Raw genomic sequence first — 11248 nt, 5'->3', positions numbered from 1 at the left:
GGCGAGCAACCGGCGAGGCAGCCAGCCAGGCGGTGCCCCAGACGACCGGCCAACCCACCACGAAGACGGCCCGCCAGGCCCGCATCACGGCCCTGCTCACCGCGCAGTCGGTGCGGTCGCAGTCCGAACTGGCCGAACTCCTGGCAGCCGGGGGCTTGCAGGTTGCCCAGGCGACGCTGTCCCGCGACCTCGTGGAACTCGGAGCTGTGCGCGTGCGCGGCAAGGACGGCGCGCTCATCTATGCCGTGCCAGGTGAGGGCGGGGGCCGTGCTCCACAGAGCGGGGTCACGCAGGAAATCCTCGACAGCCGGTTGTCCCGGCTCTGCGGTGAACTCCTGGTCACTGCCGAGGCCTCCGGGAACCTGGTGGTGCTGCGGACACCGCCTGGGGCCGCAAACTTCCTGGCCCTGGCGATAGACCATTCGGTCATGCCGTCAGTGCTCGGTACGATCGCCGGAGACGACACGATCCTGCTGGTCACCCGCGATCCCGCCGGCGGCGCCGATGTGGCCGCGCGGTTTCTGCAGTTTGCACACGAAGCCGCGTCCTGAACCGGCTTCAGCCAAACGGCCCAGCTCGATCCCGACCGACCACAAGACAATCCCCAATCATTCAAAGAAACAAGAGGAGCTACCCAAGTGACTGAACGCATTGTCCTTGCCTACTCAGGCGGACTGGATACATCGGTGGCCATCGGCTGGATCGCCGAAGCAACCGGAGCTGAAGTGGTGGCTGTCGCCGTCGACGTCGGACAGGGCGGCGAGTCGCTCGAGACCATCCGCCAGCGCGCGCTGGGCTGCGGCGCCGTCGAAGCCTATGTGGCTGACGCCCGCGACGAGTTCGCCAACGAGTACTGCATGCCCACGCTGCGCGCCAATGCGCTGTACATGGATGCATACCCGCTGGTGTCTGCTATCTCCCGGCCGGTCATCGTCAAGCACCTCGTCGCTGCCGCCCGCGAATTCGGTGCCTCAACGGTGGCGCACGGCTGCACGGGCAAGGGCAACGACCAGGTGCGCTTCGAGGTGGGCATCCAGACCCTCGGCCCGGACCTGAAGTGCATTGCTCCGGTCCGCGACCTCGCCCTCACCCGCGACAAGGCGATTGCCTTTGCCGAGGAGAAGGGCCTGCCCATCGAGACCACCAAGAAGAACCCGTTCTCAATCGACCAGAACGTGTGGGGACGCGCCGTCGAAACCGGTTTCCTCGAGGACATCTGGAACGGTCCCACCAAGGACGTCTACGACTACACCGACTCGCCCGAATTCTCCCCGGCGCCGGATGAAGTGGTCATCAGCTTCAAGGAAGGCATTCCGGTCGCGATCGACGGGCACACCGTCACCCCGCTGCAGGCCATCGAGGAACTGAACCGCCGCGCCGGTGCCCAGGGCGTGGGCCGGATCGACATCGTCGAAGACCGCCTGGTGGGAATCAAGAGCCGCGAGATCTACGAGGCCCCGGGCGCCATGGCCCTCATTACCGCCCACCGGGAACTTGAGAACGTCACAGTCGAGCGCGAGCAGGCGCGGTTCAAGAAGACCGTCGACCAGCGCTGGACCGAGCTGGTCTACGACGGCCAGTGGTTCTCGCCGCTGAAGCGCTCGCTGGAAACTTTCATCGACGACACCCAGCGCTACGTCTCCGGAGATGTCCGAATGGAGCTGCACGGCGGGCGGGCAACCGTAACCGGACGCCGGTCCGACGTCGGCCTCTACGACTTCAACCTCGCCACCTACGACACGGGGGACACCTTCGATCAGTCGATGGCCCGCGGCTTCATCGAGATCTTCGGCCTGTCCTCGAAAGTGGCATCGGGCCGCGACCAGCGGGCAGGAAGCTAGTCGGTGGCAGAAGCACACGGTACTGCGGCACACGGTACTGCGGCACACGGTACTGAGGCACACGGTACAGAGGCACACGGTACAAACGAGGGCTCCTTGTGGGGCGGCCGGTTCTCCGGCGGTCCCGCGGATGCCCTCGCAGCCCTGAGCAAGTCCACGCACTTCGACTGGCGGCTCGCCCGGCACGACATCGCCGGTTCACGGGCCCATGCCCGTGTCCTGCACCGCGCCGGACTGCTCGACGACGATGAGCTCACCGGCATGCTGGCTGCCCTGGATCTGCTCGACGACGATGTCCGCACCGGCGCGTACGTCCCCGCTGACTCTGATGAGGACGTGCACGGCTCGCTTGAGCGCGGCCTGATCGAACGGGCAGGGCCGGCCCTCGGCGGGAAGCTGCGTGCCGGGCGCTCCCGCAATGACCAGGTGGCCACGCTCGGACGGATGTACCTGCGGGAGCACGCCCGGATCATCGCCGGCGGCGTCCTTGCCACCATCGATTCGCTGGTGCAGCAGGCGCAGGAGCACCTCGAGGTGCCCATGCCCGGCAGGACGCACCTGCAGCATGCGCAGCCCGTGCTGTTGAGCCACCACCTGCTGGCGCACGCCTGGGCGCTGCTGCGCGACGTGCAGCGGCTGCAGGACTGGGACCGCCGGGCCGCTGTGTCCCCCTATGGTTCCGGTGCGCTCGCAGGATCGTCACTGGGCCTTGATCCTGAGGCGGTCGCTGCGGACCTCGGCTTCGATTCGGCGACGCACAACTCGATCGACGGGACTGCGGCACGCGACGTGTACGCGGAATTCGCATGGGTTGCCTCGATGATCGGGGTGGACCTGTCGCGCATCAGCGAAGAGGTGATCATCTGGGCAACGAAGGAATTCTCCTTCGTCACGCTGGATGACTCCTTCTCCACCGGTTCGTCGATCATGCCGCAGAAGAAGAATCCCGACGTCGCGGAGCTCGCCCGCGGCAAGGCCGGCCGGCTCATCGGCAACCTGACGGGCCTGCTCGCTACCCTCAAGGGACTGCCGCTGGCGTACAACCGGGACCTCCAGGAGGACAAGGAACCGGTATTCGACGCCGTCGACACCCTCGAGGTACTGCTTCCCGCTGTCTCGGGGATGATCGCGACGCTGACGTTCAACACGGAACGGATGGCTTCCCTCGCACCGCTCGGGTTCGCCCTCGCCACTGACGTGGCGGAGTGGCTGGTCCGCCAGGGTGTGCCGTTCCGTGAGGCACACGAGCTTTCCGGCGCGGCGGTCAAGCTCGCCGAAAGCCGCGGCGTCGAACTGTGGGACCTGACCGACGAGGACTACGCAGGTATCTCCGCCCACCTCACACCGGGGGTACGGGAGGTGCTCACGGTCGAAGGTTCGCTGAACAGCCGTGATTCACAAGGCGGTACAGCGCCCGCCGCAGTGCGCCGCCAGCTGGCTGCCCTCGAGGTACAGCTGGGCGACGTTCGGTCGCTACTGGCATCGCCCCGCAACTAGGAGCGCAGCGAGGGGTTACGGATATTCTCGGGACAAGCCACTTCTTGCGGACCCGAGGATATCCGTGATCACGCCCCTTAACAGGGCTCCGGCACTGCGCTAAGTTGGGAGACACCCACGCGCCACCGGAGAATCGAAGGCAGACGCCATGACGTCGGAAGTTGAACAATCAGCTGCGCAGGCAGTAGTGCCGCTTGGCCGGATTGAACGGTTGAGCGACGGCTATGTGCTCGCCTTCGACCGGCAGTTCGATTACCCGCGCTCGTACATCTGGAACCTGTTGACCGACCCCGGAAAAGTCCGGCTATGGCTCGGCGAACTGACCGGCGAGTGGGAACTGGGTAAGGAATATTCCCTAGATCTGGGTGGTGGAGCCAGCACAGGCACCGTGCTTCAACTCAATCCGCCCACCAGTCTCCAGATCACCTGGGATGACGCCCTGGGTCTCGAGTCCATTCTCGAATGGCGTGTTCTGGAAAGCGACGGCGGAGCACTCCTGCAGTTGCGGGCGCGGTCGGAGACGGCAGATTTTCTGACCGAGGGTGCCGCCGGGTGGCAGCAGATTCTTTCCGTGCTCGACGACGTCGCCGCCGGCCGCGAACCGGTGCAGGCAGAGAATTGGGCGGCCCTGCGGGACGCCTACGCCGAGGAGTTCGGCGTCTCGAACACAATGGGCTGGGTGGAAACGTACGACGGAGTTCCCATGGTCCACTTCGACCGTCGCCTCAATTCCACCCTGGAACTCGTGAAGGATGCCCTCACTGCGGATCCTGAGCAACAGCCGATGGTCGAGCAGGCGGAAGCCGACTTCACCGCCGACGGCGGTACCACCCGGGTGACCGTCCGCCACGTTGTGGAGGATCCGGCGGAAGCTCCTGCGCTGATGGCCCGGTGGCATGCCCACCTTGACGCCGTGGCGGTGTCAGTGGACGGCGACCAGCCGCACACCAGCATGCGTAAGCTGCACGCGCTCGAGGATTTCTACCGGGCAACTGTCACCGGCTCGGCGGGCTGACCTGCCGCTTTCTCGCGGGCGAGCAGGCTCGTCTTGATGTCAAGGCCCCACCGGAAACCACCGAGGCTTCCATCCGTGCGGATAACCCGGTGGCACGGAACGAACAGCGCGGCCGCGTTATAGGCGCAGGCTCCGGCAGCGGCGCGGATGGCGGCGGGTCGGCCCGCCAGCCGGGCATACTCCGAGTAGGTCACGGGCCTGCCGGGGGCGACTGTGCGCAGCACATCCCAGGCATGGTTGCGGAACGGCCCCGATAGTTGATGCACGGGGACTGCCTCGATGGCGGCGAGGTCGCCGTCGTAATAGGCAGATACTGCGTCCGTGATGGACGCAAGGCTCGATACTAACTGGACAGCCTCCGTCCTGAGCGTCGGGTGAATCTGGCCGGTCAGCTCGGAAAGTTCAGCGGTCCAGCCGGAGGCGAGGACCGCTCCGTCCCGTTCCACCACCGTGAACGGCCCGTCGGGCGTGGGAACTGTTGTGGTCTGGGTTGTCATGAAACCAGGGCCTTTCTCTTGAAGTCGGTCGCTGCGGCGGACGGAGATGCCGGCGACTTTTCGGCGGCGAGCCGCCAGAGGTGCATGGTGGCGTAGGAACGCCAGGGGCTGAATTGTCCAAACCACGCTGCTGCGGTTCGGGCATCCGCGGCGCGTCCGAGCAGCCGGGTGAAACCGGACCGCACTGCAGCGTCGTTGTCGAAATGAATATCTGTTGCCCCGAGGATCCGCATCGCGGAGTAGCGGACAGTCCATGGACCGATCCCAGGCAGCGGCAGCAGCTTCTCCGCCAACTCATCGGCCGTATCCGCGACCCCGATCGTCAGGCTTCCGTCAGCGAGGGCAGCCGCAGCGCCCAGCAGGCTGGTCCGACGGCGCGCCGGTCCCTTCAACAGCGGAGCCGCGTTCTGTGCGAGTGCCGCGGCGGTGGGGAACAACCGGGTGTGCCCGGGACGGCCGAGCTTCGACGGTTCGCCAAGGATGCTCAGGGTCTTCAGGATGCCCGTTGCAGCAGCGACCGTGATCTGTTGGCCGATCATCGCGCGGATCAGAATCTCCTGTGGATCCACGGCTCCCGGCAGTCGGATCCCCGGATACCGCAGTACCCGTTCTCTCAGCGCCGGATCCTCGAGAAGAACATCATCGATGGCCGTGGGATCGGCGTCGAGATCGAACAGCCGGCGGATCCTGGACAACAGCACAGGCAGGTCCTTCAGCTGCTCGACGATCACGGCTACATTCAGTCCCAAATTTCCCGGTTCCGCACAGAACCAGCCCTCCCCACCGGGCAAGCGAAGCACTCGGGCATAGCTGGCAGCATCTGCGTGCTCGGTTCCTTCAACGGCGCGTGCACGCAGGAAGGCGAAGACGCCGTCGTCGTACGGAGTGCGTGCGGGCAGCGTCAGGCTCAGGGACGTGGGGGAACCGGCAGATGTGGACGCGTGGGAGATGGTACGGCTCCGGTGCCGCAGCTGTGAGGGGGAGAGGTCATAGACCTCCTGGATAGTCTCGTTAAACTGTCGAATGCTGTTGAAACCGGAGGCAAAGGCGACATCCGCGGATGGCATGTCGGTGGCCGTGAGCAGCGTTCGGGCCGTTTGCGCACGGGAGGCACGTGCCAGGGCGAGCGGACCGGCGCCCAGCTCGGAGGAAAGGATCCGCCCGAGTTGGCGGGTTGAATAGCCGAGCCGAAGCGCAAGCCCCGGAACGCCGCTTCGGTCGATTTCGCCGTCGGAAATCAGTCTCATCGCACGGGCTGCGGTGTCCGAGCGCAAGTTCCAGGCGGGGGTGCCCGGCACAGCTTCCGGTAGGCAACGCTTGCAGGCCCGGTAACCTGCCTCGTGCGCCGCCGCGGAGGTGGGATAGAAGGTGACGTTAGCCGGTTTGGGGGTTCGGGCGGGGCAGGACGGCCGGCAGTAGATTTTCGTCGTTGCAACCGCGGTGACGAATTGACCGTCGAACCGGGTGTCCCGCGACTCAATCGCCCGGTACCGCTGCCAAAAGTCCATGGGTCCATCCTCGCAGGCGCACAGGTGTGCTGCTAGCGGAAATCGGACATGGCCGTACCGGGCGCGGCCGTGTGTCTTGATACGGTCTTTTCGTGGATCCAGCACTGCAGCGCACCCGGCTTGCGCACCCGGCTATTGAGGTTGCGCCTCTCCTGCTCGGCGCGCGGCTGACGCACGACGACGGCGAGCAGCCGGTCACGGTACGCATCACCGAGGTGGAAGCGTACATGGGCGCCGAAGATCCCGGCTCGCACGCCTTTCGCGGACAGACCGCCCGGAACGCAACGATGTTCGGTGAGGCTGGTCATCTGTATGTGTACTTCACCTATGGGATGCACTACTGCGCCAATGTGGTCTGCGGTACACCGGGCAATGCCACAGGACTGCTGCTGAGGGCAGGGGAGATCATCGCGGGGCTGGACGCAGCCCGGAACCGTCGGAACAATCCGCGACTGGACCGGGACCTGGCGCGCGGCCCCGCGCGGTTGGCGCAGGCCCTTGGCATCGATCGGCAGCTGGACGGAACCGACGTGTTCTCAGATCGGCTGCGCCTCGTGCTTCCCGAACATCCTGCCGACCCTCTGCGTCTGCAGACCGGCCCGCGCGTCGGGGTCAGCGGGCCTGGCGGGTCCAGCGCCTACCCCTGGCGCTACTGGCTGGCCGGTGAACCCAGCGTCTCGGTGTACCGGCCGGCCGCCAAGCCGCGCGGCGCACGACGTGCAGCCGATCCGGCAAGCAGTACCGCCAGTAGTGAAGTACCAGCGAAATCAGCAAGCGCTGCGGAAATTCGCACTGAAGCGGGATAGAATTGACGGTCCGCCTTGGCGAGAGGGAACGCGTATGCCTGAAATGTCAGTAGCACGGAACGAGCTGGAACACGAGCGCCGCTATGTGGCCGGCCTGTACCAGCGGCTTGATGAGTTGCGCGCCGAAAAGCAGCGCCAGCTCGATCAGGTGCGCCGGACCATATCCGCCGGCTCGCATCAGAACCGGTCCGAGCGCGATGCATTCGCCACCATGTACGAGGATCGCCTCGCGCAGTTGAACGCGGTGGACGACCGGCTGGTCTTCGGGCGCCTGGACCTCGATAGCGGCGAGGAACGTTACATCGGCCGTATCGGCCTTTCCTCCGAGGATCTGCAGCAGCTCATGGTGGACTGGCGGGCGCCTGAAGCCGGCACCTTCTACCAGGCCACCGCATTCGAACGGATGGGTGTTCGGCGCCGTCGCCACCTGATCCTCTCCAGGCGCGATGTTGCGGCCGTCGAGGACGATGTGCTGGACGCGTCCATGCTGACCGAAGCCGACTCCCTCCAGGGGGAGGGCGCACTGCTGGCGGCACTCAATTCCCGGCGCACCGGCCAGATGTCCGACATTGTGGGCACCATCCAGTCCGAGCAGGACCGCATCATCCGCGCGCCGCTGCCGGGCGCCGTCGTCGTTCAGGGCGGTCCGGGAACCGGCAAGACCGCCGTTGCACTGCACCGTGCCGCCTACCTCCTCTACACGCACCGGGAGCGGCTGAAGTCGGCGGGCGTGCTGCTCGTCGGTCCCACCAACGCCTTCATGAAATACATCGAGCGCGTGCTGCCCTCGCTGGGTGAAACCGGAGTTGTGATGGCGAGTATCGGCAGCCTGATGCCGGGTATCCAAACTGTCCAGGAATCTTCCGAAGAGGCGGCCGAGCTCAAGGGCAGGCTGAACATGGCGGACGTCGTAAAGCAGGCGGTCGCCAACCGCCAGCGCCTACCGGCCGAGAACCGGAAGCTCAACGTCGAGGGCACCATCCTGGTCCTGACGCCGCGGCAAGTGCGCCGCGCGCGTGATCGCGCCCGCGCGACCGGCAAACCGCATAACGAGGCTCGAACCACCTTCGTGAAAATCATGCTGCGCGAACTCACCGAACAGTTGACCGAGCAGCTCGAAGAATCGTCGGGCGCCGGAAACACGGCTGACCGCTCCTACCTCGCTGAGGACGTACGGACCTCGCGGGATGTTCGGATTGCACTCAATCTTGCATGGATGCCCATGACGCCCGAGAAGCTGCTGCGCGACCTCTTTGCCAAGCCGGCGCAGCTGGAAGCAGCCGCACCGCACCTCAGTGATGCTCAGCGGCAACTGCTGTACCGCACGGAAGACGCCCCCTGGACGGAGGCAGATGTCCCGCTGCTCGATGAGGCTGCGGAACTGCTCGGTGAGCTTGACGCGTCCGCGGGACGCAACGCTGCGGAGCGGGAACAGGAACGACGCCGGGACCTCGCCAACGCTGAACGCGCACTCGAGAACGTCAGCGGCACACTGGAAGACGCCGGCATCAACGGGATGCTCAGTGCCGAGGCCCTCGCCGAGCACAATACGGTGTCCGAATCGCGGATGACGGCCGCAGAGCGTGCGTCCGGTGACCGCACCTGGGCGTACGGGCACATCGTGGTCGATGAGGCGCAGGAGCTTTCGCCGATGCAGTGGAGGCTGCTCATGCGGAAGTGCCCCCTCAAGTCCTTCACGATCGTGGGTGACATTGCCCAAACCAGTTCAATTGCCGGCTCCCACTCCTGGCAGCAGGCCCTGGAGCCGTTCGTCGGGAACCGGTGGCAGCTTGAGGAGCTGACCGTCAACTACCGCACGCCCGCCCAGATTGCCGAGGCCGCGGTAAGGATGGCCAACGCGGCCGGCCTCGTGGTCTCTGCTCCCAAGGCGGTGCGTGAGGGGCGGTGGGATCCGGTGATCGACCGGGTTACCGAGCTTGAGCCGGCTCTCCTGTCGGCGCTGCCGGAGGAACTCGAAGCAATAGCAGACGGCCTCCTTGCCGTCATCGCACCTGCGCGCATCGTCGAGCAGGTACGCGCAGCCGTAACATCGGTCTACGGCAACCGGGTCGGCCGCGGAGCCGGCGGGCTGGGCCAGGACATCGTGGTCACTACGCCAAGGGAGGCCAAGGGCCTGGAATTCGACGGCGTGGTGGTGCTCGAGCCGGCCGAGATGCTGAAACAGGAGGCAGTCCGGGTAGGGGATCTGTATGTCGCAATGACACGTCCCACCCAGCGCCTTCGCCTCATCTCGACGGGTGAAATTCCGGAGGGCATTGAGGGCTGATATTTTGAACCAGTGCAACAACCTACCGAAGCGGCGCATCCAGCCGTGAACCAGCAGCAGAACGACACCTCCTTCGAGAATCTCTGGCAGGAGCTGAAATGGCGCGGTCTGATTCACGTCTCCACTGATGAGGCGGAGCTGGAGAAGCTGCTCGCCGGTGCTCCGATCACGTACTACTGCGGCTTCGATCCGACAGCACCAAGCCTGCATCTGGGCAACCTGGTGCAGTTGCTGACAATGCGCCGGCTCCAGCTTGCCGGTCACAGGCCGATCGGCCTGGTTGGTGGATCCACGGGGTTGGTGGGCGATCCCCGGCCGTCCGCTGAGCGCACGATGAACACCAAGGAAACCGTTGCCGAGTGGGTCGGTTACCTTCAGGGACAGGTGCAGCGGTTCCTGAGCTTCGAGGGCGACAACGCGGCGCGAATGGTCAACAATCTGGACTGGACGGCGCCGATGAGCGCCATCGATTTCCTGCGCGACGTCGGCAAGCACTTCCGTGTCGGCACCATGGTCAAGAAGGAAACCGTTGCCAAGCGCCTTAATTCCGACGAAGGAATCAGCTACGCAGAGTTCAGTTACCAGGTGCTGCAGGGCATGGACTACCTGCACCTCTTCCGCGACCATCAGTGCGTGCTGCAGACCGGGGGATCCGATCAGTGGGGCAACCTGACCAGCGGCACGGAACTGATCCGAAAGGTCGAGGGCAAGAGCGTTCACGCCATCGGTACCCCGTTGATCACAAACTCCGACGGCACCAAGTTCGGTAAGAGCGAGGGCAACGCCGTCTGGCTGGATTCCAGCATGACCACGCCGTACGCCATGTACCAGTTTTGGCTGAACACCTCCGACGCGGATGTGATCGATCGCTTGAAAGTATTCACCTTCAGGGGCCGCGCCGAGATTGACCGGTTGGCTGAATCGGTCGAGAGCCGGCCGCACCTCCGCGAGGCGCAGCGTGCACTGGCCTTCGACGTCACCTCACTGGTTCACGGCGTCGACGCAACGGAAAAGGTGATCGCAGCCTCAGCCGCGCTGTTCGGGCAGGGTGACCTGACCGAGCTGGACGAGGTCACTCTTCGCGCTGCCACCGCTGAGCTGCCAACCGCAAAGGTCGACGGCGGCGAGCTTGGCATCATCGATCTCCTCGTGAGCAGCGGGCTGTCTCCCAGCAATTCCGCAGCCCGCCGAACCGTCGCTGAAGGCGGTGCCTACGTGAACAACGAAAAGGTGTCCGATCCTGACGCCACCGTCGGTCCGCAGCAGCTATTGCATGGTCGGTTCCTGCTGCTCCGTCGCGGAAAGCGGACACTCGCAACCGTCGAAGTCAGCTAGTTCCGGCCGGTTTCCGGCCCGTCAGAAGGCGATTTGCAAGGGGCCGAAAGGCCGTGTAATGTTTTCTGAGTCGCCGCCGCTGAGTGGTGACAAACCCCCTCCTAAAACCGAATGGTTCGGGCGTGCGCTGAGCGCAAAAGCCCAAAGCCAGGCAGTTTGTGGTGGGCGGAATCGAATTGATTCGGTCGAATTTCGGCAAATAAGCCGATTTGACAGAAACAATTCGGATGAAATAGATTTAGTAACACCGCAGCACGGAAATGTAAATAGAAAATTTACAGAGTATGTGAATTGCTTCTGTTGTTTGAGAACTCAATAGTGTGCCATGTTTGTTGATACCGATTGTTTTTTGATTGGTTGATTTGCTGGTCATTTACACACCTCCGTGTGTGGTGGCTGGTTTTTTGGCTGGTTTCGAATTTTGTGCAGCATGGATCCTTCTTTTTCCGGGGGGTTTGTGTT

At 64.6% G+C, this 11248-nt stretch carries 9 protein-coding genes; 7 read left to right on the top strand and 2 right to left on the bottom strand.

Annotated elements, in window-relative coordinates; all coding sequences use genetic code 11:
- The first annotated feature begins 32 nt into the window (after positions 1-32).
- The 4 genes from Q0877_RS01495 (at position 33) to Q0877_RS01480 (ending at position 4353) form a co-directional block, all read left to right on the top strand.
- Positions 33-551, top strand: coding sequence for an arginine repressor (locus Q0877_RS01495; RefSeq protein ID WP_299165563.1), 519 nt, complete (start codon positions 33-35; stop codon positions 549-551).
- 87 nt (positions 552-638) lie between these two features.
- Complete coding sequence (locus Q0877_RS01490; RefSeq protein ID WP_299165276.1) at positions 639-1841, top strand: argininosuccinate synthase; 1203 nt, start codon at positions 639-641, stop codon at positions 1839-1841.
- Positions 1842-1937: 96 nt separating this feature from the next.
- A complete protein-coding gene (gene argH, locus Q0877_RS01485; protein ID WP_299165562.1) occupies positions 1938-3338 on the top strand; it encodes an argininosuccinate lyase in 1401 nt (466 codons plus the stop codon).
- Positions 3339-3486: 148 nt separating this feature from the next.
- Positions 3487-4353: an SRPBCC domain-containing protein gene (locus tag Q0877_RS01480; protein WP_299165275.1), complete on the top strand. Its 867-nt coding sequence runs from the start codon at positions 3487-3489 to the stop codon at positions 4351-4353.
- Here Q0877_RS01480 and Q0877_RS01475 read toward each other — a convergent pair.
- Both Q0877_RS01475 and Q0877_RS01470 read right to left on the bottom strand, forming a co-directional pair.
- Positions 4320-4850, bottom strand: coding sequence for a methylated-DNA--[protein]-cysteine S-methyltransferase (locus Q0877_RS01475; RefSeq protein WP_299165274.1), 531 nt, complete (start codon positions 4848-4850; stop codon positions 4320-4322). The genes Q0877_RS01480 and Q0877_RS01475 overlap by 34 nt on opposite strands.
- Positions 4847-6358 (bottom strand): DNA-3-methyladenine glycosylase 2 family protein, encoded by a 1512-nt coding sequence (locus Q0877_RS01470; RefSeq protein ID WP_299165273.1) that lies wholly within the window; start codon positions 6356-6358, stop codon positions 4847-4849. Before Q0877_RS01470 ends, Q0877_RS01475 begins: the two co-directional genes overlap by 4 nt.
- Positions 6359-6450: 92 nt before the next feature.
- Between Q0877_RS01470 and Q0877_RS01465 the strand changes: the two genes are divergently transcribed.
- From Q0877_RS01465 to tyrS, 3 genes are read left to right on the top strand one after another with little or no spacing between them, the layout of a single operon-like run.
- On the top strand, positions 6451-7164 hold the full coding sequence (locus tag Q0877_RS01465) for a DNA-3-methyladenine glycosylase (protein ID WP_299165272.1): 714 nt from the start codon (positions 6451-6453) through the stop codon (positions 7162-7164).
- A gap of 34 nt (positions 7165-7198) precedes the next feature.
- The gene (locus tag Q0877_RS01460) at positions 7199-9451 is read left to right on the top strand and encodes a UvrD-helicase domain-containing protein (RefSeq protein WP_299165270.1); all 2253 of its coding nucleotides are present in this window, start codon (positions 7199-7201) and stop codon (positions 9449-9451) included.
- Between the two features lie 12 nt (positions 9452-9463).
- The gene (gene tyrS / locus Q0877_RS01455) at positions 9464-10786 is read left to right on the top strand and encodes a tyrosine--tRNA ligase (RefSeq protein ID WP_299165268.1); all 1323 of its coding nucleotides are present in this window, start codon (positions 9464-9466) and stop codon (positions 10784-10786) included.
- The last annotated feature ends 462 nt before the right edge of the window (positions 10787-11248 follow it).

This window comes from uncultured Arthrobacter sp., assembly GCF_947495145.1.
Taxonomy (GTDB): Bacteria; Actinomycetota; Actinomycetes; order Actinomycetales; family Micrococcaceae; genus Arthrobacter_D.
Note: the sequence above shows the minus strand (reverse complement) of the source record. Positions and strands in the feature narration are given on the sequence as shown.

Excerpts from the sequence above, each read along its gene's own strand:
- Q0877_RS01480 (WP_299165275.1), top strand. The coding sequence starts at position 3,487 with ATGACGTCGGAAGTTGAACAATCAGCTGCGCAGGCAGTAGTGCCGCTT.
- Q0877_RS01475 (WP_299165274.1), bottom strand. The coding sequence starts at position 4,850 with ATGACAACCCAGACCACAACAGTTCCCACGCCCGACGGGCCGTTCACG.
- Q0877_RS01470 (WP_299165273.1), bottom strand. The coding sequence starts at position 6,358 with ATGGACTTTTGGCAGCGGTACCGGGCGATTGAGTCGCGGGACACCCGG.
- Q0877_RS01460 (WP_299165270.1), top strand. The coding sequence starts at position 7,199 with ATGCCTGAAATGTCAGTAGCACGGAACGAGCTGGAACACGAGCGCCGC.